Raw genomic sequence first — 25,495 nt, 5'->3', positions numbered from 1 at the left:
TTGTTGTGGGGAGTCCTATTTTATTTCAGAAAAAGGATAATTCCTTCGAAAATAAAATAGATAAGATGTAATATGATTGTAGTCATTCCCGTAACACTGTCGCAAAGATATGTCAAGAGCAGTCTTACAAAAAACAATAGGTTATCCATTTTCGTGAAAATGGCAAGACAGAATATGAAAAGTTATATCTCTTTAATTGTTTTCGTGAAAATGAACATTTTTATCCAATTGATTTTCAGCATCAAGATGTTTAATATAGGCTGATGGAGAGAAATCTGTAACCGCTTTGAATACTGCAGCAAATTTACTGTGTGAAGAGAAGCCACATTCATCAGCCAAAATACTGATCTTGTATTGTCTGTACTTCTCATCATTAATAAGTTTATCTACAATATAATTGATTCTTAGTCGGTTGACATAAGTTTTAAAGTCTGAACTTTTATGCTGATTGATAACATAAGAAAGATACTTGGTATTGGTATTCAGTTCTCCTGCTAAAAATGAAAGAGACATTCCCTTATTGTTATAAAGATCACCTTTTTCAAACTCGTCAAGAAGTTCAAGCAGTTTAGTTTCAGTTTCGGAAGTCATTAAAGAATCAGTTCTCTTTCGGTCTGCTTCAGAATCTTTCTCATCTACTTCTTCTACAGATATATTTGAAAATTCAGAATTAACAGGTTGTCTTACCAAAGATCCTTTGTAGCCGTTAGCCACACTCATTTGAGTTCTTATTATATTTCTCAGCTTTGTAAACTGTCTTTTCTGTCTTGTTTTAAAAAAGATAATTAAACCTACCAGTGAAACAAACAAAATAATAATAGCTGCATTTTTAGCTACATTCATTTGCCCGTTTCCTTTGTGAGTTTTAGTTACTACATCCTTAGTTTTTCCGGAAAACTCTTGATTACGGGCTGCAATACTGTCATAGGCTCTCACATATTTTACAGCATATAAAGATGCTTTAAAATTGTCTCCTATCCCTTCATAATAGTCATTGATATTGGAATAAACAGCTTTCTTAAGTTTCAGACTTCGGGAAGTATCAGCAATTTTTTCAGCCTTTTTCAAGTATACTTCGGCATCTTTCCAGTTCTTTTGTTTTACACGAATTCCTCCCAGTCCGTTATAAATTAATCCAAGAGTACAGCTTCCTGCTTTTAACAAACTCTCTGCTTTTCTATAATAGTCTTCAGAAACAGTGTAATCATCAAGCTTAAAATAAACATCTCCCAACAATTGATAAGAAACCGCCTGGGTTCTATCCTCATTCTGACTGTTTATTTTTTCAAAGTTTTTCAGGGAAAATTCAATGTATTGTATTGCGTTTACATAGTTTCCAACTTCCATTTCATAAAAAGCCATTTCCTGATTCAGCATTCCTTCCGCTTCATTACTTTCCTGAAAACCAGAAATTTGCCTAGAAGCTCCCAGCCCTTTAGCAATATATTTTTTAGCTCTTTTGTATAACCCTACCTGTCTATATTGTTTCGCTAGTAATTTGCACACACGGGCCATCCATTCTTTATCATCAGCCAGCTCAACTAATGAATGGGCATTTTCACTATACCAAATTGCTTTTTTAAGATCTCCCCCATGATGATAAAGTTCTGAGGAAAGCATAAGGCTTTTCACTTTATCCAGCGGTTTATGAGCCGACAAATAAAGAGAATCAGCAGTTTTGATTGCTTTGGGTAGATCTTTATAAGCTGTGATAGAGGAAATCCTTTCGCATGCTTGATCGAAATCGTTTTTTTTCTGGGCAGATATGGAGATTGCTGTTACCAGCAAGAACAAAAGTTTCAATAGATTATTAGACATAAAAAACAAATTATTATTCTTATAATAATTCATCATTTTCTCACGGGTGTCTTTTTGTTTTCTGCAAAATTAGTAATATTTTACTTTTAATTAAAATATTCTACTGAAATTTAATCATTTAACTAAAATAACCATTTACATTAATTTTAACAATAAGTCTAAAACAATGGATGTTTTTCTTTCATATACACCTATACCTGTATTAAAAATAAAGTTCTTCAATAATTATTTTCAATGTGAATAACTTAAATGTCATCATATTTATTACATTTGCAGGAAACAAAACGTTTTTTATGAAAAAGATAGCAATATTTTCTACTCTATTTATAAGTGCACTGGCATGGGCGCAGGGCATCAAATTTGAGGATGGTAACTTTGCCTCTATCCTTGCCAAAGCTAAAAAAGAAAACAAACTGATCTTTGTAGATGCTTATGCAGCATGGTGTGGACCATGTAAACTGATGGTAAAAAATATTTTCCCTCTGAAAAATGTGGGCGATTATTATAACTCTCATTTCATCAATGCTAAAATTGACATGGAAAAAGGAGAAGGAATTGAGCTTGCTAAAAAATACAACGTAAAGGCTTTCCCTACCTATTTATTTATTGACGGAAACGGGGAAGCTATACACAGAACCTTGGGATATGTTGAAGAAAAAGACTTCATCCAGTTTGCAATGGATGCCAACGACCCAAGCAAAAGACTTACTTCTTTAAAGCAACAATTTGAAAAAGGAGAAAAGGACCCTTCATTTTTAAAAAATCTTGCAGAACTTACCATTTATAATGATGCAGAATTTGCTGAAAAAGTACTGAACCGTTATTTTCAGGTGAAACCTACAATGGATGAAGAGGATGCTCAATTACTTATTTCTGGTATACAAACTACAGAAAGTCCTTTATACAAGATCTTTCAGGATAAAAAAGCAGAGATTGTAAAGCTTTTCCCTGATGACAGGTATGAAAAATTTAATCAGAACTTCCAAATGAGTACGATTACTAAAAAGGCTTATAATTCTGAGACTAAAACATGGGACGATCAATACTTTATTACGGAAGCTCAGAAATTTGTAAGCAAGGAAAATGCTGAGAAATTATTAAAAAAGTTAAAGGCTAGCAGAGCTTTGAAAAATAAGGATATTGCCCTTTATGAGAAACTGACATTAGAAGTATACCAAGACTATTCTAAAGCAGGTTCTAATGAATTAAACTCGGCAGCATGGAATTTTTTTGAGAACATCAGCAATAAAACATCTTTGGAAAAAGCTGTAGCATGGGCACAGGAATCTGTAAAGAAAGACGAAAGCTTTGCGAATACAGATACGCTGGCTAATCTTTTTAATAAGATTGGAGATAAGAAAAATGCAAAAATGTGGGCTGAAAAATCCATTGAACTGGCAAAAGCTGAAGGACAAGATTCTTCTGATACAGAAAAATTATTGAAAAGTCTTTAACAGATACTAATAATAAAAAAACCGCAGAATTGAAATTCTGCGGTTTTTTTATTTGGTATTGGGTATACATGATTAATATTCAAACAACACACTTCCCCAAGTAAATCCACTTCCGAAAGCTGAAAGAAGAACTAAATCTCCTTTTTTGATTTTTCCTTGCTCAATTGCTTCACTTAAAGCAATGGGAATAGATGCTGCTGTAGTATTTCCATATTTCTGAATGTTATTAAAGATCTTCTCATCCGGCAATCCGAATTTCTGCTGAACAAACTGAGCAATTCTCAGATTGGCCTGGTGTGGAATGAACATATCAAGATCTTCTACTGTTTTTCCTGCTTTGTTTAAAGCTTCCATCATGGTTTCCGGGAATCTGGTTACCGCATGTTTGAATACGAAGTTTCCGTTCATGATAGGATACACTTCTTTATTCGTTACATTTTCAGGTTCTTTTCTCATTCTGTCGCTCCATCCGAACTTAGAACCTGGGAACTGTGTACACAATTCATCTGCATATTTCCCTTCAGAATGCATATTTACGGCTAAAATATCTCCTGCATTTTCATCTTCTGTTGCTGAGAGTACAATAGCTCCTGCCCCATCTCCGAAGATAACAGAAACTCCTCTTCCTTCATCAGAAAAATCTAATCCGAAAGAATGAACCTCTGCACCTACAACAAGGATATTCTTATACATTCCTGACTTAATGAAAGCATTGGCAACACTCACAGAATATACAAATCCTGAACATTGGTTTCTCACATCTAATGCTCCGATGGTATCACACCCAAGCATATCCTGAAGTAACACTCCACACCCCGGAAAATAATAATCCGGAGAAAGGGTTGCAAACACAATATAGTCAATATCTTTAGCTGTTAAACCTGCTTTCTCAATCGCTTTTTCTGATGCTTTGAATCCTAAGTAAGCGGTAGTTTCCTGAGAATCATTTCTGTTTTTTCTATGTCTTCTTTCCTTGATGCCTGTTCTTTCCGTAATCCATTCATCATTGGTTGTCATTAGTTTGGCTAAATCATCATTTGTAACAACGTTATCTGGAACATAAAATCCCACACCTTTTATTGTACTTTTAATCATATAGTTTTATAATTTTGGCAAAGATAAACTTATTTAAAACATAGTATTTCAAAATATTAGTATTTTTACTTTATGCCAATTGATACAATATACAGAAGCACCCACTGCGAATGGGTAGATGTAGAGGCTCCTACTGCAGAAGACCTGAAATTCCTTCATGAACGATACGAAATCAACAATCTTCTTCTGGAAGATACCATAGATCCCAATCACCTTCCCAAATATGAAGAAGATGGGAATGTAAAATTCTTTCTTCTCCGTGAAAGTACTGAACTGGAAAGAAAAAACCTGAACACCATCAGTGATATCAGTACAAAAATTGCGATTTTCATTCTGGATAAAACCATTATCACCATTCACAGAATGAAAACCAGAAGTATTTCTGAAACCAAGAAAAAGCTAACACTCACCCAGGAAGAGATAACTCCTCAGAAAGTAGCTTTAATGATAGCGATATTAATTATGAAAAGCTTTGATGATGAGTCCATAAGCTTATTGGAAACTATGGATAATATTGAAAATGAGATCTTCCTTAAGAATACCAATCATACCAGTCAGATCCGAAGGCTGTACAAACTGAAAAGAAAATCCGGACTTAATTCAAGGGTTTTGGTTATTTCTACGGATGCCATCGACAAGTTTAAACTATTGAACCTACAGGATTCTGAAATTGTAGATTTAAAGGATAAACATAAGGATGTAGTGGCCGATTTTGATCATCTAAATATTCAGATTACCAACCTTATTTCGATGTTTCTGGCTCTTTCGGACCAGAAGGCCAATCAGGTGATGAAAGTTTTGGCTATTTATTCGGTATACTTCTTACCGATTACTTTTATTGCCGGAGTTTATGGGATGAATTTTGATAATATGCCTGAGCTTCATCATAAATATGGCTATTACTTTACAATAGGAGGCATGGCATTGGTTGTTGTCAGTACGTTTATCTATGTGAGGCGCAGACAATGGTAAACAGGATACTGCTGAATTCTATTTCCCATAGATTTAACGGATTACGCAGATGATTATGGAAATCTGCTTAATCTCCTTGATTTGCGAGAATCTCATCTCATAATATCTTTATGAAAGTCTTTAATTTCTGCCCTTGATGTAAATCCAGGACATTATTAATCTTTACGATAAAACAATCCTACGGTTTCCAAATAAATAGTAATTTAGAGATTGCTTTACTTTCGGTTCGCAATGACGAAATGTTGTGACCAGAAAATCCGAGACTATGAAAACTGAAAACCTCAACAAAATTCTGGAAGATAATTCTCTTTCGCAGGCATCTAAAGATAAACTTGTTGCTTTACACGGGAATATTTCTGCCAAAGAATTTTCTGATCTTTTGGATGCAGAAGGTAATCAGTATATAGAATTTGTACAGGAGGGCGGCGGAGTCTGGGGAAGCGCCTTGGTGGGCTATCTTTATGGATTGGAAATCTTTGGAATCCGCTTTTTGAAAGTGGCAGGAACCAGCGCCGGAGCCATTAATACCATGCTTATCGCAGCCTGTAAAACCAAAGAAGAACCTAAAAGTGAATTGATCAAAGATATTCTTTTCAGCTGGGATTTTGCTGATTTTATGGATGGGAAAACATATGTAAAAACAACCCTGCACGGAATGTTGAACAATAAGAATTTCTTTAAGATCAATGCTATTATTGCAGCCATTTTATTTATTATTCTTGTCAGTATTCCTTTTGCAGTTCCTTCAGAAAGCATTCTGAGCGCTAAACTGATGTTTTTAATTCCTTTGATTCCAGCGATTATCCTTTTTCTCTGTATCAAAAAATTATACAACAACTTCAGAAAAGAAAACAGTGGGCTTAACCCGGGAAATGTTTTCCTGAATACCATGAAAACTGCTCTGGATAATTTTGGAATCAAAACGGTAGCGAATCTTAATGACAAATTTGTACAAAAGGAGCAGGATCTGAACCTCAACTACCGCTATGGAAACGGGCAGGAATATTATAACATCACTTTAGCAGGTATTGAAAAAATCAGGGCTAAAAATCTGGAACATATCGATCAGACAAGGTATAAAATCTATTATGACAGTGCCGTTAATAACGATTATTATAAAAACAACCCATTTTACCTTCTCCGGTCTGAATATGTTGTGATTACTACAGACATCAATGCTAAAATAAAGGTAGAATTACCTACTATGGCCAATTTATACTGGTCTGAAGAGGAACTGAAGCACATCAGCCCGGCAGAATTTGTAAGAGCCTCTATGTCTGTTCCTTTTTTCTTTGAGCCATTCCAGAAGAGAATCGATAAGGATGAAGATTCTGTGAAATACGCCTGGAAATTCTGGATGAATACGAAAAAGGAAGATATTAATCCTGTCGGTATTTTCATTGATGGCGGCAGTATTTCCAACTTTCCCATTGATCTGTTTCATGCAGATGAAGTTTTTTACCCGAGAATGCCTCTTTTTGGGGTGCAGCTGACCAATGATTCTGATCTTCTTTCTGAAAAGGGGAAAACCAGTGAGGAAATTCTCAAAACGCCTTTCACCTATGCAGGAAATATCATCAGTACTTTACAGGGATTCAATGATAAGATTTTTCTTACCAAACATAGTTTCTACCGCCTTTACAGCATCCAAACCGTTAACTGTGGGGCCAGCAGCTGGCTCAATTTCTTTATGAAAAAAGAAGAGAAAGAAGACCTTTTCAACAGAGGCTTTCAGTCTGCCCTTGACTTTCTGAACCAGTTTGATTGGGAGAAATACAAGTATGAACGCATGATGCTTATCATGAAGGAGAAAAAAATACTGAAGGAAAAGGATACGCCTACGGTAGGATAAGGATTTTTAAGTATTTTAGCTGAAAAGCAAAATGAATCATGAAATACATCTGTGAATGCTGCGGTGAAGAAAAAGAAGACTGGCCTGCTCTAGCTTATAATGCTCCTTATTTTTACTCTTGCCTTTATGACGTAGAAATGAAAAATGCAAAGCTCACTCCAGATCTGTGTATTGTTGAGAGCCCTGAAGAAACCAATAGATTTATTCGGGCTGTTTTAATACAGGAAGTTACCGATGACTGCAGGGATCTTGATTATGGAGTCTGGGTTTCTTTAAGTGAAAAGAGCTATACCGAATACATCGAAAATTACGATAATAAAGAATTCAAAGCTGAATATTTCGGATGGCTTAATACCTATCTGCCCGACTATGATTTTTCTGAAAGTATTCCTACAACAGTCTTGGTAGACAATACCATCGGGCGTCCGTTTGTTTTCCCGCATCAAAGCTATGAACATCCTTTTGTAGATGATTTCTATAATGGAATTACGAAAGAAGAGGCAGAGAAAAGGATTAACAGGGTTTTAAATCCAGAATAAATAACTGATATTTTTTCATATTAAACTTATAATTTAACAGGTTCTATCTACTAAAAATCCATGGTAAAATATATTAAAGATAAGTTTCACATTATTCTACTGATAATAACTGCTTCATTTATCTTATATGGAATGATTGATGAGAATTTATGGGTAAAAAAAATGCTTAAAAATCCTAAATATACAATAGGAGAAGCTACCACAGACTGGCATCAAAAAAATAACAACGGTGTGGGAACAGATTATAAATATTGGGTTAACAACAAATTCTACTTTAAAACCACAAATTTTTCTTACAAAAAAGGAGATAAATTCCTTATCATTTTCGATTCCATAAAACCTAAAAATGTAAAAGTTCTTGGCATCTACTCTATAGAAAACTATCTTATAGATTTAAAGGTTCCTGAAAAAGGATGGAAATATCAGGACGTTCCTTTTAATATTGACAGTGCTACTATAAAAAAATATTTGCAGGACTGGAATGTTGAACCTTTTGAATACATACAAAAGTAAGTTGAACTTATTTTAAATCAAATCCAACTTTACTTTAGAACTTATTACAAGTTATCCAAAAACTCCAGATACATGGGAATACTCTTTTCAATCCACTCATCTGAAGAATCACGCTCGATGCCATAATAAACGAATGGGTCCTCATATTGTGCCTTAATATAATCAAAGGTCAGTTCATAAGGTCTGAACAATTCCTTCATCGTATATTTATATTTTCCCGATGCAGAATATTCATCATCATCAATTCCGGCAGTTACTGCCAAAGTCATTTTTTTTCCGGCCAGTTTATACCCACTGTTGCTCCCATAGGCCCAATCATATAAAACCACCTCATCCAGCCATTGCTTTAAAAGTGGCGGACTGCTGAACCAGTAAAAAGGAAACTGGAATACAATTTTATCATAAGATTCCATCAGCTCCTGTTCTTTGGCTACATTAATTTTCCCATCGGGATACGCTTTGTATAATTGATGAACGGTATATTTTTCAGGATATTTTTCCAATTCTTCAGTCCATCTTTTATTGATGACTGATTTTTCAATTTCAGGGTGTGTTACAATTACTAAAGTCTTCATTATGTTTAAATTTCTATCGCAAAATTACGATACGTAACTTACATTTTGTACATTAGCAACCAATTGTAGGGTACTATAAAAAATGTAAGTAATGACTAAAATAAAGGAAACATCAACCAACTTTGCCAATAAAAAAGCTCTTGCAGACGAATGTCCGGAGGTTTATGCATCAAATATTATCGGCGGGCAATGGACAATTGCTATCTGCTGTTATCTCATTAATGGTAAAATGAGATTCGGAGAACTTAAGAAAAGGCTTCAGAACATTACAGAGCGTATGCTTACCCTTCAGCTTCGCAGGCTGGAGGAAGATAAGATTATTACCAGAACCGTGTATGCTGAAGTTCCGCCACGGGTAGAATATGAATTGACGGAAATTGGTTATAAGCTGAAACCGATTATTCTTGAGTTTGAAAAATGGGGAATAGAGCATCAATCACTTATTCAAAAAGAAAACAACAGCAAAGAATAATATTTTCAACCCACAAAAGTCACAAAAGAATTCAGGATAAACTTTTGTAACTTTTGTGGGTTTATATCCGAGTAAAGACGGTTTTAATTTTTTTCTATTTCTCTCCACAAAGGTTTTTGATCCAGAACTTTGGCATGAATCGGACAGGTTTCATGATGCGCTCCCTTCAGATAGCCTGTACTCATCAGAAATTCGTTCACAATCTCACCGCCTGTAAATTTGAAGGTTTTTTTGAACAATTTCATCCATTCCGGCAATGTTTTAGGATGATGATGCTCTATCCATTTTTCAAAAGAACCAAAGTCTTTTTGCAACTCAATGATTGTTTTTGCATTTTCAATAGCTGCATTCACCTTGAGTTTATTTCGGATAATCCCGCTGTCACTTAAAAGTCTTTCCCGATCTTCTTCCGTATAGGATGCTATTGTTTTAATATCAAAATTATCATAAGCTTTCCTGAAGCTTTCTTCTTTCTTTAAAACCGTCTCCCAACTTAAACCAGCCTGATTGATCTCCAGAATAAGCCTTCCAAACAGTTCATTATCATCATGAATCGGAAATCCATAATAGTTATCATGGTAGTTTTTGTGTAATTCTTTTCTGCTCTCAGGCTGCATTCCGTCTATGGCTAAGCAATAACTCATTGATGTATCTGTTTTGGTTTAACGGGATAAAGATAAGACAGGATTGTGACAACTGTTAGTCAGTAGGGAAGATTTTTTAGGAAAGGAAGATGGAGGCTGGAAGAAGGAAGTTTATTGAATGCGAAAGAACTTCTCAAAAACTTTTTAATTAATAGATTATTTTTCCCAATGATTCTGAAAATCTCAATTGAAGATACAAAAATTCCACTCCCCTGGAGTGGTGGTGAAAATTCAAAGAATTTTTGACGGGATGGTTTACATTATTCCTCCACAAACAACTTTTCATTCAATACTCCAGGAATATTAACTAGATTAGCAGCTCCAAATATCAGCCATGAAATCACTTTTATTCCTTCTATTTTCTTTATTCTTAATTACCACAGATGCACAAAATATCTATTCTAAAGCGTATGGAAACCAACAGAATCCTGCTGTTATTTTTATTCATGGCGGACCAAGTGGAAATGCTACTCTATTTGAAGGAACTACAGCTCAAAAACTTGCTGACAAAGGTTTTTACGTCATTGTATACGACAGACGCGGTGAAGGACGATCCAAAGATGAAAATGCAATAATGACCTTCAAAGAAAGTTTTGAAGATCTGAATCAGCTTTACAACACTTATCATATTAAAAAAGCACATATTCTTGCCCATAGTTTTGGAGGAATCATCGGCACTTTATTTACTAACGAATTTCCGGAAAAGGTACAGACTCTTACCCTTGTGGGTGCATTATTTACCCAGCAGAAAACCTACGATCATATTTTAAAACAGGCCAAAGAACATTTTAAAAATGATGCTGCTCAGCTACAGGAGATTTCCGAAATAGAAAATCTGGATAAAAATTCTGCTGGTTACCGAAAAAGATGCTACGAAATTGCCAGTAAACTTAATTTCTTCAACATGCCTCACCCTACTCCGGAAAGTAAAAATCTGAGAGCTGAATATGAAGCCAGTGAATTCTATAGAAATAATATCAGAAACCACAATTCTCCTATTAAATTCTATCAAAATGAACCTTTGAATAACCTTGACAATACATCCGTTTTAAAAGAGATCAAAAGAAAAGGGATTCCTCTTTTTGCGGTGTATGGAAAACATGACGGAATATTTTCAGAAAAACAACTTAACAATCTTAAAAATATTGTCGGAAAGAAGAATTTTAAGCTTATCGATAACTGTTCCCACTACTTATTTGTAGATCAGCAGGATGAATTTTTCAAATTTATTGAGCTTACATTAAAATAAAGTGTAGTTTTGTAGCCATGTCAGGCACCAAAATCCATATCAAGACGTATAAAGCAATCATTACGATGCTTATACTGGTGTTTTCATTATCACCATGTTCTGTGAAGAGGGATGTTCTTGATATTTTTGACATTCAATACATCAGTGGTTTAAATAAAGTAAAAACAACATCCGGTCTTTCTTTAAACTGTGATATTTCTGCCACTTCCTCAAGAATATCCATTTCAAAAGCTGAAGCAAAATTCAAATACAAAGGATCTCTTTTAGATGGTAGTGCTACAGCAAAAAATACGAGGGAGGAAAGTTTACTTTTCAATGAATATTCAGGGCATACTACAGGAAACAGCCCGCCGAAGTATATTTTATTTAAAAGACTGAAATTGAATCTGGTTTAAAACTTTTTTAAGCCCTTATACTCAGTTTTTTTTACAATACAATATAACTTCAATGAAACATACTACAAACAGCCAGTCTTATGATCTGGCCGGATTATATACTTTATCCCTTCGAATGGTGATCGGATGGACTTACTTTTCAGCCTTCTGGCGCAGACTTATCCTTGAAAACAAACTTATTCCTGATGAAAAAGGATACATCGGGGAAAAATTCAACCATTTCCTACCCAATGCCTTAGGCATTAAACCCATTATAGAATATCTGGTGACTCATCCGGATGCTTTACAAAGATCTATGATGATTTTTACGATTATTGAAGCCATCGTAGGATTATTTATCATCCTTGGTCTCTTTACCCGGCTGATGAGCATAGGAATTTTCAGTCTTGCTCTGGGCATTCTTCTAGGTTCAGGCTGGCTTGGAACAACCTGTTTAGATGAATGGCAGATCGGAGTTCTTGGAGTTGCAGGTGGTTTTGTCCTGTTTCTTTCAGGAAGCGGCTCCTATTCTCTAGATAATTATTTGATAAAGAAAGACAAAGGTTTTACCAGATCAAAATGGTTTCAATGGCTAGGTTCAGGAGTTCTTCCTATTGTCCGTCCAAAGGTTTTTGTACTGATAGGTTCTCTCTTAATTTTTGGGCTTACTCTTTATACCAATCAATATTTCCATGGTGGTGTCTGGGGAACTCTGCATAATAAGTCTGTAAAACCTAAGCTTGAAATTTCCAATATTTCCCGTAATAATTCGAATTTAAAATTTGAGGTTTACAGAACAGAAGGTGCCGATGTGTATGGTTCTTTCCTCATCGGAATTCATATTCTGGATAAAAACGGGAATGTTTTAAAGGAAATAGATCATAAAGAACTTTCAAAGTTTTCCAAAGACCATATTCAAAATCATTATGTGACCAAAGTGAAACCTGGAAAACACAGCCTTGTTATTCCATTGGGAGCTAAAGCAGATATCACTATTGGGATTGATGATATCCTTCAAAAAGATGATATCCATACTTTAAAACTGATTGACATTAGCGGGATTGAATGGACGGAAAATATAAAATAAATGAATTAGAGTGAATCGAAGATTAGCCGGGATTTCTTTTCTGTTGAAAATCTATGAAGGTATAACTGAATGGATAATTTCAGATTTATTTTAGGTTTTGGCTAAAGCCAGATGAATGTTGATTTACAATGAGAGCGGGCTAAAGCCCGCTCCTATTGATGTTGAAATCCTTATGGATATATAGATATTTAATGACAATATCTTTTATCTTTTATCTTTTATCTTTTATCTTTTATCTTTTATCTTTTATCTTTTATCTTTTATCTTTTATCTTTTATCTTTTATACAAAATCTATTTCTTCACCACAATCACCTCATACACACAAGAGCTGTCTGGATCAAGTTTCAGAACTTTTATTTCAAATAAAACATCCAGCCCCATAGTATCGCATACTCCCTGTAAAAAAGGTTCTATAACCGGCCACTTCAGCAGTCCTGCGATATGGAGACTTTGTGTGATTTTGTGGTAACGGTCTACTCCTTTAATCAGTAGTTCAACTCTGTGGTCATTTAATTCTTTGAAATCAAAATTATATTCGGGACTGGATGTAAAAATTGCACTTATCAAGATTTTTGCTACTGCCGGAATTCCGGGCTGCAAATTAGATTTGGTTTCAAAATTTCTTAAAGTCATTCGGGATCCAAGATCATACATAAAGGACTTGGAAAGTTCATTCACTGCTTCTTCCCCATAAAGCTTACCTGCTTGTTTCAATAATCCACCATAAAAGGCTCCTGTAATATCTGAAAGGCGTTGGGTTAATTCTGTAAAAGTTGCAGGAAAAAAGTCTGAGATGATCTGGTCCTGATCCATTTCAGAATGGTAAACATCATTTTTCCTGAAATCTGATAATGCCATAAAAGTTTCCGGCAATTGTATCTGGTTCATATATATGTTAAGTTTTAAGGTTATTAGTCAGTGAATATGGGATATATTATAGTTTAAAAAAGATTTTATGATTATAAAACCATCGTCTTAAAAGTATATCACAACGAATCATATCCAATTCATCACATCTTCAACTTCTCAAAAGCAAAAAACATTGTCTCTATTGTAAAAGACATCAAACCTTCATAAAGATGTGAGAAAACAGATTAGTATACATCAGGAAATAGTACTCCGGATTTTACCTCCTGAAGAGGAATTCTTGAGGTGAGGGAATGTATTCATATTTTTTCATTTGGTAATGTAAAGCTAAAAAAAATAAACAAATTCTCCAATAAGTGATTTTATTTTAACAAAAATAATGATGAACTTAAAAATAGGAAGCAGGAGACTGGAAGGATGAAATTATTGAAACGAAAAAAAGACACTCTCTCTTACACAAAAAAACCTCCGGAAAATCCGAAGGTTTTAATTAAAATTTAGTGCATGGCTTCACTCAAATCTATCTTTTCTTTACTCTTTCTTTCTTTTATAAATAAGATAAACGGAATACATATTAAAAATATTACACCGAGATAAAGAAATACATCCATATAGGACAATACTGTTGCCTGTTTGGTGACAGATAGGTCAAGCATTTTATAGGCGGCATTCATGGCAGCATCAGGAGTCATTCCTTTTGCGATGAAGCTAGCCTTCAATGATGCCAGTCTTTGCTGAACATCAAAACTGTTTACATCTAGATGGGAAATCAGATTATTCCTGTAGGTCTGACCTGCATTGGCAATGAAAGTTGTAATGGCAGCAATCCCAAAAGATCCGCCCAACTGTCTCATCATTCCTGTAAAGGCAGCACCCTGACCAATTTCCTGGCCTTTCAGCGTACTTAAAGACAAAGATGTAATTGGAATAAACAATAATCCTAATCCGGCTCCTCTCACAATCAACATCCAGAAGAATGCATCTTTGCTTGTATCAGGAGTCAGAATTTTGTAACCCCAGAAGCTATAAATAAAGAAGATAAATAGTCCCAGAGATACCAATATCTGTTGTTTTGCTCCTTTTGCTAATAATCTACCAATAATAGGCATCATAAATGCTGTCGTTAATGCTGCCGGAATCATCAAAGCTCCTGACTGAAGAGCCGTCCATCCCAAAATACTCTGTGTATAAAGGGGAACTATAAATGTAGACCCATAGAGTCCGAATCCAAGTACAAAAGACATTGCCGTTCCTATCCTTAAGTTTCCATTTTTTAAAACCCTAAGTTCTACGATTGGATATTTAAAGGTAAGTTCTCTCCAAAGGAATAGTATAAATCCTAAAATTGCCGCTACAGTAAACGCTACAATCATTCCGCTTGCAAACCAGTCTTCTTCATGACCTCTCTCCAGAATAAACTGCAAAGAACCTACGGTAACCGCTAACAATGCAATTCCTATCCAGTCTACATCTGAAACTTTACGTTTTTCGGCATATTTTGGACTTTTTACAAACTGAAGTGTCATTAAAGTCGCTGCAATCCCGATGGGAATGTTAATATAGAAAATATAGGGCCAGCTGAAATTATCAACAATATATCCTCCTAATGGTGGGCCTAATGTTGGACCAATAATTACCCCTAATCCATAGATAGCCTGGGCCATACTTCTTTTTTCAATAGGGTAAGACTCCGTGATGATTGTCTGTGATGTTACCAGAAGGGCTCCTCCACCAATTCCCTGCATCAGTCTGAAAAATACCAGTTCCCAGATATTCGTTGCATTTCCGCAGAGAAATGAAAATATGGTAAATATGATAATGGAAGCTGCAAAGTAATTTCTACGCCCGAACTGCTGAGAAAGCCAGCTGGTCATCGGTACGATAATTACGTTTCCGATGGCATAGGCAGTAATCACCCATCCCACTTCTGAAAGTGTAGCTCCCAGGTTCCCCTTCATTTCATTAAGGGCAACATTCACAATCGTGGAGTCCACAATCTCAAGCAGAGCACAAAGAATTGCTGTGATTGTAATAATCACTCTTCGGGCTCCATATTCTACTAATGAATCTTGCATAAGTTTTTTACGATGTTAAAAAATCAATGATCAATTTTGCTTAGAAAGTGAATCATGAATTGTAAAGCAGCCTCTCTTGTATTGACCACCAAATGAATTCACTATTAACTGTAATTTTTATTGACTTTTAACAATTTTAAGTGTTATTTCAATGAAACCTCAGCCTTCACATTCATCCCTGTTCTTAATCTTTTTGCAATATTCTTATCAAGATTTACAAAATCAATTTTTACAGGAAGTCTCTGAACTACTTTTACGAAGTTTCCACTTGCGTTATCCGGAGGAAGAATAGAGAAAGTAGCACCAGTAGCAGGTGAGAATGAACTTACTACTCCATCAAATTCCTTATCAGGGAAAGCATCAATCTCAACTTTTACCTTCTGCCCTTCTACCATTTTATCTACCTGCGTTTCTTTAAAATTCGCCACTACCCATTTCTGGTCATTTTTAACCAAAGCAAATAACTGAGCTCCTGCCTGAAGATACTGACCTGCCTGAGTAGATACTTTTCCAACGTATCCGTCTTCCGGAGCAAGAATTACAGTGTATGATAAATTTAATTTAGCATTTTCTACATCCACTTCTCTTTGTTTTGCTACGGAATTCGCAACACTGATCTGCTGAGAGCTTGCTGCCGTCTGAGATGAAGCAATTGTAGTCTGCTGAGCAATTTGGTTTCTTTGCTCTACCAATACCTGAAATTGTTTATCAGCAGATTGTTTTGCTGCTAAAGCCTGCTCATATTGCTGCTCTGTAATAGAGTGATCTTTTACAAGATTCGCGTATCTTTTTAAGTCCTGAGAAGTCTTCCAAACGTTTACTTTTGCTGCTTCAATCTGTGCATTAGCAGTTGCTACAGCGGCTTCAGAGCTGTTGATATTCTTAGAAGTAGCGGTAGTGGTAGCTTCTGCAGTAGAAATATTACTTTTTGCTGTTGTTAAAGCTGCCTGTGATTGTTCAAGAGCCATTTTCTGATCTCTGTTGTCTAAAATCACAAGGGTATCCCCTTTCTTTACAAACTGGTTATCCTTTACTTTTACCTCAGCTACATATCCTGAGATTTTAGAAATTACCGGTGCCATATTGGAAGCAATCTGAGCATCGTCTGTCTCTTCATGATACTGTCCGTAGCTATATGCTCTGTAACCGTAAATACCACCTCCGATTATTACGGCTGCTAAAATGATAGGAAAAACTAAACTTTTTTTCTTTTTAGTTTCAACTGCCTGTGTATTATTATTTTCCATTTTGGTTTCGATCTGATTATTTAATTGTTAAAGTTCCTGTTGTTTGTAATAGTTTTCTGTATGCTAAAGCAGCGTCTGCCTTTGCATTGATTACGCCAACGTTAGCGGCAATCTGAGCAGCGTCTGCATCCAATAATTCCGTCATGGTAGCAAGACCGTTGTCATATTTATTTTTTGTAATTCTGTAGTTTTCATTAGCCTGTTCAGCAGATTTTTCGAAAACAACAATTCTTTTTTTAGAAAAGTCGGTATTCTGATATTCTCTGTTCACATCAAGCTTAATGTTATCATTCAGTAATTCATCCGTAGCAGCCAACTGCTTTTCTCTCGCCTGAGACTGTCTTAATGATGAATTTTCTTTCCAGATATTGGATAGATTATAAGAAATTCCTACTCCTACATTAATCGCATTATATACGGTAAGAAACTTAGGAATATCTGCTGCTACATATCCTCCAGTGAATGCTATTGAAGGAAGGTTTTCTGCTTTAGCAGCCTTTGTTCCCAATTCCGCTGCTTTTCTCTGCTGAACCAAAGCCTGAAGATCTTTACGGTTTTCTCTGGCTTCATTTACATAAAAATCAACCGGTTTTACTTCTGAACCTTCTTCAATATAGTTCTGGTCTATTTCTAGTTCTGTAGTCTCAGGAAGTCCTAATAACAAGTCCATATTGATGTTGGCAATATTATAATTGTTTTTAGCTTCAAGCAGTTGAAGTTCGATATTAGAAGTCTGAAGATTAGCTTTTAACCTATCATTTCTGGCAATTAATCCATTATTTTCCATTTTAAGGAAAGTTTCGTCTCTTTTTTGAGAAGCGACAAGATTTTCTTCAAAAACCTTGATGGACTGATTGGCTTTAAACAGGTTATTATAAGCCTGAGCAACATTATAAGCAATGGCAGTTTTGTCATTTTCAGTACTTAATTTTGATGCTTCAACCAGATATTTTGCCGACTGAATTCCGTATTTAATTCTTCCGCCACTGTAAATAGGTACACTAAGGTTAGCGGAACCATACACTACCTGATGAATTTCCGGACCTCCTCCTGCTGCTGAAGTACCACCAAGTTTAATGTCAACATTCGGCTTCATCGGAAGATACATATAGCTTCCTGAAATCTTCAATTCCGGAAGCTGTCTGTTTTTAGCTTCCAAAAGATCAGCGGTAGCCTCCTCGATCTTGGCTGCATCGATCTTGAGATTCTTGCTGTTCTGGATTCCCAGCTGCACAGCTTCGTCAAGAGAAAGGGTCTTTTTCTCCTGAGCATTTGCATTTGCTATTCCTACGAATAGTGATAATGCAATCACTGAGTTATTTATTCTCTTCATAACCTAAAAGGTCTTTTAGTAAATGTTTTATGTGTATATTAAGTTCTGTATAAAATTTTTTCTCAAAAACATCCTCATCATCTGTATCATTAAGGAATTCCTTATACATTTCCTTGGCATTGAATGCATAAAATAGGGTTCCGCTTATGGTGGAATGAAACAAATAAATAGGAGGATTCTTTGTAAAAATGCCACTCTTCAGGCCGCTTTCCAGTATTCGGGAGTACATGGTGAGGAATGCCATTTTGGTTTCTTTCAAAAACTCAATGATCTGCGGATTACTGGTATGAAGCTGTTCCCGCTGCATAATCCTGTAAAAGCATTTCTGAGTTCTTATTCTGTTAGAAAACTGATCTATTATTTTTTCAATCTTCTGCCAATCATTAAGGTCTGTTCTTTCTACAATATCCCTTGAGAAAAACTGTCCTTCATTCATTCTGTATTCAACCAATTTCTCATAAAGCTTTTCTTTCGATCCAAAATAGTAGGAGATCATAGAGATATTCACATTTGCTGCTTTGGAGATTTCACGGGTTGAAGTTCCATCGAAACCCTTTTCAGCAAAGAGCTTTTCAGCAGCAAATAATATATTTTCTTCTTTTGAAATCATATCACTTCGTTTTTTTCAGGGGGCAAATTTACATAAGTTTTTCATAAAATCAAACGATTGATTGATTTTTTTAATGTAGATTTAATTTATATTTACAAAAAACTAAATGTATGGGCCTATTTGATTTCCTTTTTAAGAGAAAGAAAAAAAAACAGACAAATGAAGTAACTATTAAAAGTGAGTCTGTGGTTGAAGAAACCAACACTCCAATTAATGAAGAGATATCCGTTCCATTAGAAGAGACTATTACCCGGATAACTGAAGCAACAAATATTACATTAGAGGAAGAGACTCCTATTACAGTAGAAGAAACAGCTGCTCCATCCCTCGATGAAGAGGGTAATCGTTTCGATCTTGAAATTATTGAAGCCCTCAGAAGATTTCATTCTGATCCGGGACTTAATATTGACATTGAAATCAAAGATATTATCCCAAACGCCCAACAGACTCATAGAGATCTTTTTAGAGAATGGACAGGCATTCAGTCAAAATGGGATCGCATGTCATTGTTCTATCGTTTCTGGGATCAGTCTCAGCTTAAAAAACTTGAAGACTGGCAAGTGATTGAAAGGTTTGTAAAAGACCGTTATCCTAAAAAGGCACTTCAATATTTTGAAAAAAATATGTCAGACAAAAGGCATTTCGCTAAGGAAGAACTGGTTTCTGTTTCAAAGCTTCACCGCGTATTGCTGGATAATCCTACAGCAAAGGAATATATTGAAACAGCCTATCATAATTATCCAGAAGATGATACAGTAAAAGTAGAATATGCAACAGTTCTCCATATCATAGGAAATCATTCTGAAAAAGAGCTTTCTCATCAGTTGTTTCATGAAGTATTAGATAAAAAGATTCAAAAGAATGATACGGAATCTGTTTTTGATTGTTTCAAATTCTCTGAAGGCTATACAGATTCTTCTATTTTCGCTATGCTCTATTTGATAAATACGGAAGCTGATAATGATACATGGGACTATGTTGCTGAAGAATACTACTACTGCCCTGTTTTCAGATATGAACATGCTGTACAGTTATCACAAACTGAAAATCCTATGAGAGCTTTGGCAAAGCTTACTTCTTTAAGTCAGGAATTCCCATGGTTCAGAATTGCTCTTGAAAGTACCATCGGTAATATTAAATCAATGCGAAAACAGCTCAGCAATCCTGAATTTATGGAACAGGAACTCCAGGAATTCCAGACATCATTAAAAAATTTATAGGATAAGCGAAAAAGTATTACATTTAGTCCTTAAAAATTTTAGATCATGAAAAAACTCATCTCCATTCTTGCCATCGGTTTATTTACTTTCAGCTATGCTCAGGAAAAACCTAAAGAAGCTGGCTGCTGTGCTGGAAAAGATAAAAAAGAATGTTCTGTAAAGGATAAAAAAGCATGCTCAGATGCTCATCACAAAGGGTGCGATGCAAAGGTGAAAACAGCAGAAAACACTCCGAAAGATAAAAAGACGACAAAAGAAAAGAAGGCTGCTTAAATCACAATACAGCTAAAAAATAAAACTCTGGATGATTTCCAGAGTTTTATTTTATGTACTTTTATGAATATATCTTGATAATTTTATCCCAAGGTCTGTCCAGACGATTTTAGGATTCCCGTTTCTGGTAAGGTGCAGATCTGCTGTACTAATCTCTTCCAGAATACTTTCAATATTGGCTCCACTGATAAACTTTGAAAAGCCTGCCCAGTTGAAACCATTGGCATCAATCTTTTTATACACCAGATTTTCCGACTGATAATTCTGAAGAAGTGCCAACCTGAAAATCTCAGAACAGTAATTTAAAAAGTTCTTCTGTTTTTCTCTGTTCCAACCTGCAATTTCTCTTGCCCAGGAGATGATACTTCTAAGATATTCCGGTTTCTTCTTTACCATAAAGGCATCGCGAACCCATTGCACAAAAAGTTTTTCAAATTCATTGCTTTTGTCCCCTGAGTTCAGAAGTTTGACAGCAACATTAAGGTTTCCTTGTGCTTCATGAACAATTTCTCTTACTTTTTCTTCAGAAATCGAGAAATTCTTTTTTAAATACCTTTCAATATCTTCATCATGAACCCTTGGAATTTCTACAACCTGAGTACGGGAAAGTATTGTTGGTAAAATATCGTTGGTACTTTCTGCTGTAAGGAGAATGATGGTTTTAGCTGGTGGTTCTTCAAGAAATTTCAAAAATTTGTTGGAAGCGGCTATATTCATTTTATCAGCTCTCCAAACAATCAGAATTTTGGTTCCACCTTCAAAACTTTTTAAAGAAAACTTCTGGTTCTGATCATCAACTTCGTCTGCAGAAATAAAAAGCTGTTTATTTTCTGATTCTAAAAAAGCAGTCCAATCATCATAGCTTGCGTACGGAGAAGCCTGAATCATTTCCCTGAATTCTTCAAATTTATTCTTACTTAAAGAGTTTCTATTATCTGTAAATACGGGAAAACTGAAGTGCAGATCTAAGTGGTTAAGATGTTCTACTTTTGAAGCAGCATGCTCATTTTCCTGACTTAAAATCTCCTTTGCATATGCCAACACCATGGGTAATGTTCCGTAACCTTCCTTTCCCACGAAAAGCTGGGCATGGCTCACTCTGTTTTCAGCAATGCTTTCTCTAAGAAGTTTTTTCAGATTTTCCTGTCCGGCGATGTTCTCCCAATTCATGTTTCAAAGATAAAAAAACTGGAGAAGAATTCAGAGTTAAATTTATGAATGGTGAATTTTTGCTTCACAAAATGAATGATAAATACCTGATAAAAAAAAATTGATGGACCAAGTTGATTGACTATTCTCCATTCACATCTATACAAATAGTGAATTATAACATTAAATTATATACATTGAAAACAAAGTAAACTCATGATTCACAATTGACACCAATAATATATAAAGATTAAAAATTCCCCATTATACAGCCCTTAACAAACTTTAACCACATATAATTTTTACAATTCATTAATATTTAAGATATTTGCGCATTATTTTAAAAATAAAGAATGAAAAAAATCTTTGTAGTATCATTCATATCAGTTGGATATTTTCTGAATGCACAGAGTCTAAGTAACTCTCCGTATGCAAAATATGGAATTGGAGATGTAAAATATGATAATACGATCGAAACTGCTTCCATGGGAGGTATCTCTACTGCTTTTATAAGTGATTTTACCAGTAATTTTAACTTTGCAAACCCTGCAAACAACGCTAATTTCGAACTTACAAGTATCAAACTGGAAGCTACTAACGAAAACAACTATTTCAAATCGAATTTTAACGATATGAAATCTACAAAGCATTCTACGTATCTTTCCAATATTTCACTGGCATTTCCTATTTCCTCAAAGGTTAAAATGGGAATTACCTACCAGCCATACAGCTCAAAAAGCTATGATATTCTTGACAGAGTTCCTCAAAAGAATGCGGACGGAACGAGTGTTGATTATGTAAACCAATTCAAGGGAAGCGGTACCTTAAACACAGCAGCTGTAGCCGTGTCTTATAAGATCAATCAGGAATTCTCTGTGGGAGCAAGAGCTAATTTATATTTCGGGGACCTTTCTGATCTTACTGAGTTCACTGCCTCAAATTCAGAATACATTGCCGGATATGAAACAAAAAACAGAATCAGAAACTTCAACTTTACTTTAGGGACAAGTTATCAGAAACTGGATCCGCGTACTGATAAGAAATTAACGATCGGAGCAACTGCAACTTTCGGGAATACCAGTAATATGACTACTGAGTATACCAACAGTACTTACAGATATGCTGATGCTGCAGGTACTAAAACTGATATCACTACGATTGATTACCAAGAAACCAAATCCAGAAACCTTCTTCCTTTACAGGCATCCGTAGGGGTTGGATATGGAAGTGAGAACCACTGGTTCCTTTCCGGGCAGATTGATTATAAAAAAGGGGAAGATATTGCTTATTTCGGAAAGTCTTTCAGCTTACAGGACACTTACAGAATTTCTGCGGGTGGATGGTACTTACCTAACTATAACAACTTCAGAAGTTACTTCTCAAGGGTAATCTACAGATATGGTGCTTTCTATGAAAGAGGAAACCTTAAACTGGAAGGGAACAACATCAACAAGTTCGGTATTTCTGCCGGGGTAATGCTTCCGTTCAAAAACAGCAGCATTACAAGAATGAGTGGTTTAGAAATTGGTGTAGAAGTAGGTAAAAGAGGTACTCTTCAGAACAACCTTATCAACCAGAACTTTATCAACCTGAAAGTCGGCTTCAATTTTGCTGATAAATGGTTCAGAAAGGCTCTTTATAACTAGAATGAATTTTTCAAAAAAAATAGTATATAAAAATATAGCATACCTTTTTAGTTGTGCTATATTTTTTATATTGACATCCTGTGAAGAGGATCTTACCAAAAAGAACAGCAACAACAGCAAAAACTTTCCTTCACAGATCATTAATAACGCGAATATCGTACAGCGTGATTCCGGATTTATAATCCTTAAGGCCAAAGCTGCTATTATTGAAAAATATGAGCTGATTGACAGCCCTTATACAGTTGCCAGAAAAGGGATTGATATTGAATTTTTCGATAAGAAAAAACCCAAAATACCTGGAACAATCAAGGCTAAATATGCCAAGTTTTTTGATTACAAAAAGTTTTATGAAGCAAAAGGTAATGTAAGAATTACCACCAATGAAGGTCAAAAATTTGCCATGCAGAGTGTATATTGGGATCAGGTTAAAAAAAGGATCTATACCAAGGATACCGTGTATGTAACCATGGAAGACGGTTCCACACTGGTGGGTGCCAATGGAATGACTGCCAAGGATGATTTTTCGGAATATACTTTCTATAACAACTCAGGAGACTTTAATTCTAAAAGACTTTCTGAAAATAAAAAATAGTTTTTGTTACCATGAAAACGTTGGCCATTGGACTCATGTCCGGAACAAGTTTAGACGGATTGGATATCTGTCTTGCTGAATTTGAAAAAAAGGACAAATGGCATTTTCAGATTCTGAAAGCAGAAACCCTGCCCTATTCTACCGATTGGGAAAATAAACTCAGAAATTCCATTCATCTTTCGGCAACGGATCTTTTAGAGCTGCATACCGATTACGGATTTTATCTGGGACAAAAAGTTAAAGAATTTATAGAAAAGCATCAGCTTGAAAACATAGATCTGATTGCTTCTCATGGCCATACGGTTTTCCACCAGCCTCAAAGAAAATTTACCCTTCAGATTGGAGATGGCAGAGCTATTAAAATGGAAACAGGAATACCGGTACTCTATGATTTCAGAAGTCAGGATGTATTGATGAAAGGAAATGGAGCTCCCCTGGTTCCTATAGGTGATGAACTTCTTTTTTCACAATATGATGCCTGTCTTAATCTGGGCGGATTCTCAAATATATCTCTCATTTCAGAAGGTAAAAGAATTGCCTTTGATATTGCTCCTGTCAATATTGTCCTGAATTATCTGGCTCAACAACTGAATGAAAGCTTTGATGAAAATGGTGATTTAGCCAGAAAAGGAGAAGTAAATGAAATATTACTGAATCAACTTAATTCTTTAGATTTTTATCAACAACCTCATCCTAAATCATTGGGTGTAGAATGGTGTCATCAACATATATTTCCAAAGCTTCAAGATATAAATCCATTGGAGGCCCTGGCTACCATTTCAGAACATATTGCCCATCAAATTTCTAAAGTTATTAATGAGAATAGCATAAAGCATATTTTGATAACCGGAGGAGGTGCTTATAACAATTTTATAATAGAGAAAATAAAAGCAAAAACAGATTCTGAGGTAATTATCCCGGAAAAGAAAATCATCGAATACAAGGAAGCTTTAATCTTTGCATTGATGGGTGTTTTAAAAATGAACAATGAAATTAATGTCCTGTCTTCCGCTACAGGGAGTATTTCAGATCATTGCTCCGGAGTAATTGCTTAATCCTTCAAAATACTGTTGACATCTATTCATGTAAGTAGATCATTTTATCCTGTCCATTTATAACCCACCAGAATTTTGTATTTTTAAGTCGTCTTTAATTAGTCATGTAACAGTTGAAGGTCTTCGTTTTACCGGCAGTCCTGATTACTCTTATATGGATGGTATTAACCTGTGCCGCTCCTATCCTATTTGGCGTGATGGAAAAAGCCTGAATGATCTGTTGGTAAGCCAGTGCCTGTTTGCCGGAAATGCAGATGTATTACCGTTGCACGTGGGAGTTATTGCCAAGGGTTATGGACTCGTTATCGATCATTGTGTTTTCTTCAACTGTAAAATTCCTGTTGTTTTTTGGAAAAACGATGGGGGAAGTGGCAGCCGTAGTGCTATGCGCTATTCGCTGGTCTATGCCGGTTATTTCTATGGCGTTTGGACAACACAAGGAACCAATGGAGACGAATTCGATTTTCATCATAACATTATAGCTAATACAAATACTGTATGGATCAGAGAAAAAGGCAGTAAACACAGATACAAAGCTTCCGATAGTATTTTTGCTGGCTATACCAGGCTGGCTGGATATGGGAGTGGCCCGCTAAGCGACAGTGACACAACTTCAACCAATTTTTTGGAAATGAACAATGTACAGGCGACCGGAACGATAGCCATTGAAAAAGATCAGGGTAAACGTAATTATCTGCAATTAGCAGAAGGTTCGACAGGTTCGAATTTAAAAGCTGGGCTTTTTAAAAAGAATCAGTAAAATGACATAAAAAAACCTTCATT

The 25,495-nt window shown here is 35.4% G+C and carries 25 protein-coding genes; 15 read left to right on the top strand and 10 right to left on the bottom strand.

What is annotated here, in order from left to right:
• Window positions 1-192: 192 nt before the first annotated feature.
• Complete coding sequence (locus J2772_RS08355) at window positions 193-1,818, bottom strand: helix-turn-helix domain-containing protein (RefSeq protein WP_209915582.1); 1,626 nt, start codon at window positions 1,816-1,818, stop codon at window positions 193-195.
• 293 nt (window positions 1,819-2,111) lie between these two features.
• On the opposite strand from J2772_RS08355, the gene J2772_RS08350 reads away from it, so the two are divergent.
• The gene (locus J2772_RS08350; protein ID WP_209915579.1) at window positions 2,112-3,272 is read left to right on the top strand and encodes a thioredoxin family protein; all 1,161 of its coding nucleotides are present in this window, start codon (window positions 2,112-2,114) and stop codon (window positions 3,270-3,272) included.
• Window positions 3,273-3,344: 72 nt separating this feature from the next.
• Here J2772_RS08350 and J2772_RS08345 read toward each other — a convergent pair whose 3' ends face one another.
• Window positions 3,345-4,367 carry a 3-oxoacyl-ACP synthase III family protein gene (locus J2772_RS08345; RefSeq protein ID WP_209915577.1) on the bottom strand — a complete coding sequence of 341 codons (1,023 nt, stop codon included), beginning with the start codon at window positions 4,365-4,367 and terminating at the stop codon, window positions 3,345-3,347.
• Window positions 4,368-4,439: 72 nt separating this feature from the next.
• Between J2772_RS08345 and J2772_RS08340 the strand changes: the two genes are divergently transcribed.
• The 4 genes from J2772_RS08340 (at window position 4,440) to J2772_RS08325 (ending at window position 8,243) form a co-directional block, all read left to right on the top strand.
• On the top strand, window positions 4,440-5,339 hold the full coding sequence (locus tag J2772_RS08340; protein ID WP_209915575.1) for a CorA family divalent cation transporter: 900 nt from the start codon (window positions 4,440-4,442) through the stop codon (window positions 5,337-5,339).
• A 265-nt stretch (window positions 5,340-5,604) separates the two neighbouring features.
• Window positions 5,605-7,191, top strand: a complete 1,587-nt coding sequence (locus tag J2772_RS08335) for a patatin-like phospholipase family protein (protein WP_209915573.1) — start codon at window positions 5,605-5,607, stop codon at window positions 7,189-7,191.
• A gap of 38 nt (window positions 7,192-7,229) precedes the next feature.
• Window positions 7,230-7,730, top strand: coding sequence for a DUF2199 domain-containing protein (locus J2772_RS08330; protein ID WP_209915571.1), 501 nt, complete (start codon window positions 7,230-7,232; stop codon window positions 7,728-7,730).
• A 60-nt stretch (window positions 7,731-7,790) separates the two neighbouring features.
• Window positions 7,791-8,243: a hypothetical protein gene (locus J2772_RS08325; protein ID WP_209915569.1), complete on the top strand. Its 453-nt coding sequence runs from the start codon at window positions 7,791-7,793 to the stop codon at window positions 8,241-8,243.
• Window positions 8,244-8,287: 44 nt separating this feature from the next.
• Here J2772_RS08325 and J2772_RS08320 read toward each other — a convergent pair whose 3' ends face one another.
• Window positions 8,288-8,818, bottom strand: coding sequence for an NAD(P)H-dependent oxidoreductase (locus tag J2772_RS08320; protein WP_209915567.1), 531 nt, complete (start codon window positions 8,816-8,818; stop codon window positions 8,288-8,290).
• A 91-nt stretch (window positions 8,819-8,909) separates the two neighbouring features.
• Here J2772_RS08320 and J2772_RS08315 point away from each other — a divergent pair, with 91 nt between their 5' ends.
• Window positions 8,910-9,290 carry a winged helix-turn-helix transcriptional regulator gene (locus J2772_RS08315; protein ID WP_209915565.1) on the top strand — a complete coding sequence of 127 codons (381 nt, stop codon included), beginning with the start codon at window positions 8,910-8,912 and terminating at the stop codon, window positions 9,288-9,290.
• 83 nt (window positions 9,291-9,373) lie between these two features.
• Here the strand turns inward: J2772_RS08315 and J2772_RS08310 are convergent, their stop codons facing one another.
• Window positions 9,374-9,934, bottom strand: coding sequence for a DNA-3-methyladenine glycosylase I (locus J2772_RS08310; protein WP_209915563.1), 561 nt, complete (start codon window positions 9,932-9,934; stop codon window positions 9,374-9,376).
• A gap of 334 nt (window positions 9,935-10,268) precedes the next feature.
• On the opposite strand from J2772_RS08310, the gene J2772_RS08305 reads away from it, so the two are divergent.
• Genes J2772_RS08305 through J2772_RS08295 form a run of 3 tightly spaced genes read left to right on the top strand, consistent with a single transcriptional unit; the run spans window position 10,269 to window position 12,644 of the window.
• Window positions 10,269-11,183 (top strand): alpha/beta hydrolase, encoded by a 915-nt coding sequence (locus tag J2772_RS08305; protein ID WP_209915561.1) that lies wholly within the window; start codon window positions 10,269-10,271, stop codon window positions 11,181-11,183.
• Window positions 11,184-11,200: 17 nt separating this feature from the next.
• Window positions 11,201-11,578 (top strand): hypothetical protein, encoded by a 378-nt coding sequence (locus J2772_RS08300; protein ID WP_209915559.1) that lies wholly within the window; start codon window positions 11,201-11,203, stop codon window positions 11,576-11,578.
• Between the two features lie 52 nt (window positions 11,579-11,630).
• Entirely contained in the window at window positions 11,631-12,644 is a 1,014-nt protein-coding gene (locus tag J2772_RS08295; protein ID WP_209915557.1) for a TQO small subunit DoxD, read from the top strand.
• Between the two features lie 292 nt (window positions 12,645-12,936).
• Here J2772_RS08295 and J2772_RS08290 read toward each other — a convergent pair whose 3' ends face one another.
• From J2772_RS08290 to J2772_RS08270, 5 genes are all read right to left on the bottom strand, one after another.
• The gene (locus J2772_RS08290; protein ID WP_209915556.1) at window positions 12,937-13,533 is read right to left on the bottom strand and encodes a hypothetical protein; all 597 of its coding nucleotides are present in this window, start codon (window positions 13,531-13,533) and stop codon (window positions 12,937-12,939) included.
• A gap of 476 nt (window positions 13,534-14,009) precedes the next feature.
• Window positions 14,010-15,587, bottom strand: a complete 1,578-nt coding sequence (locus J2772_RS08285; protein ID WP_209915554.1) for a DHA2 family efflux MFS transporter permease subunit — start codon at window positions 15,585-15,587, stop codon at window positions 14,010-14,012.
• Between the two features lie 143 nt (window positions 15,588-15,730).
• Window positions 15,731-16,834 carry an HlyD family secretion protein gene (locus tag J2772_RS08280; protein WP_209915552.1) on the bottom strand — a complete coding sequence of 368 codons (1,104 nt, stop codon included), beginning with the start codon at window positions 16,832-16,834 and terminating at the stop codon, window positions 15,731-15,733.
• A gap of 16 nt (window positions 16,835-16,850) precedes the next feature.
• Window positions 16,851-18,167, bottom strand: coding sequence for a TolC family protein (locus tag J2772_RS08275; protein WP_209915550.1), 1,317 nt, complete (start codon window positions 18,165-18,167; stop codon window positions 16,851-16,853).
• Window positions 18,151-18,777: a TetR/AcrR family transcriptional regulator gene (locus J2772_RS08270; RefSeq protein WP_209915549.1), complete on the bottom strand. Its 627-nt coding sequence runs from the start codon at window positions 18,775-18,777 to the stop codon at window positions 18,151-18,153. Before J2772_RS08270 ends, J2772_RS08275 begins: the two co-directional genes overlap by 17 nt.
• A 110-nt stretch (window positions 18,778-18,887) precedes the next feature.
• Between J2772_RS08270 and J2772_RS08265 the strand changes: the two genes are divergently transcribed.
• Together J2772_RS08265 and J2772_RS08260 are read left to right on the top strand one after the other, a co-directional pair.
• Window positions 18,888-19,997, top strand: coding sequence for a hypothetical protein (locus J2772_RS08265; RefSeq protein WP_209915547.1), 1,110 nt, complete (start codon window positions 18,888-18,890; stop codon window positions 19,995-19,997).
• A gap of 45 nt (window positions 19,998-20,042) precedes the next feature.
• A complete protein-coding gene (locus J2772_RS08260; protein ID WP_209915545.1) occupies window positions 20,043-20,270 on the top strand; it encodes a hypothetical protein in 228 nt (75 codons plus the stop codon).
• A gap of 51 nt (window positions 20,271-20,321) precedes the next feature.
• On the opposite strand, the gene J2772_RS08255 is transcribed toward J2772_RS08260, so the two are convergent.
• The gene (locus J2772_RS08255; protein WP_209915542.1) at window positions 20,322-21,440 is read right to left on the bottom strand and encodes an ATP-binding protein; all 1,119 of its coding nucleotides are present in this window, start codon (window positions 21,438-21,440) and stop codon (window positions 20,322-20,324) included.
• 332 nt (window positions 21,441-21,772) lie between these two features.
• Between J2772_RS08255 and J2772_RS08250 the strand changes: the two genes are divergently transcribed.
• The 4 genes from J2772_RS08250 (at window position 21,773) to J2772_RS08235 (ending at window position 25,472) form a co-directional block, all read left to right on the top strand.
• Window positions 21,773-23,065, top strand: a complete 1,293-nt coding sequence (locus J2772_RS08250; protein WP_209915540.1) for a hypothetical protein — start codon at window positions 21,773-21,775, stop codon at window positions 23,063-23,065.
• Between the two features lies 1 nt (window position 23,066).
• Window positions 23,067-23,657 (top strand): LPS export ABC transporter periplasmic protein LptC, encoded by a 591-nt coding sequence (gene lptC / locus J2772_RS08245; RefSeq protein ID WP_209915539.1) that lies wholly within the window; start codon window positions 23,067-23,069, stop codon window positions 23,655-23,657.
• An 11-nt stretch (window positions 23,658-23,668) separates the two neighbouring features.
• Complete coding sequence (locus J2772_RS08240) at window positions 23,669-24,712, top strand: anhydro-N-acetylmuramic acid kinase (protein WP_209915536.1); 1,044 nt, start codon at window positions 23,669-23,671, stop codon at window positions 24,710-24,712.
• Between the two features lie 154 nt (window positions 24,713-24,866).
• Window positions 24,867-25,472 (top strand): hypothetical protein, encoded by a 606-nt coding sequence (locus tag J2772_RS08235; protein ID WP_245365179.1) that lies wholly within the window; start codon window positions 24,867-24,869, stop codon window positions 25,470-25,472.
• The last annotated feature ends 23 nt before the right edge of the window (window positions 25,473-25,495 follow it).

Source organism: Chryseobacterium jejuense (assembly GCF_017877355.1).
In the GTDB taxonomy this organism is placed as follows: domain Bacteria; phylum Bacteroidota; class Bacteroidia; order Flavobacteriales; family Weeksellaceae; genus Chryseobacterium; species Chryseobacterium jejuense_A.
This window is presented reverse-complemented; position numbering and strand designations above follow the sequence as displayed.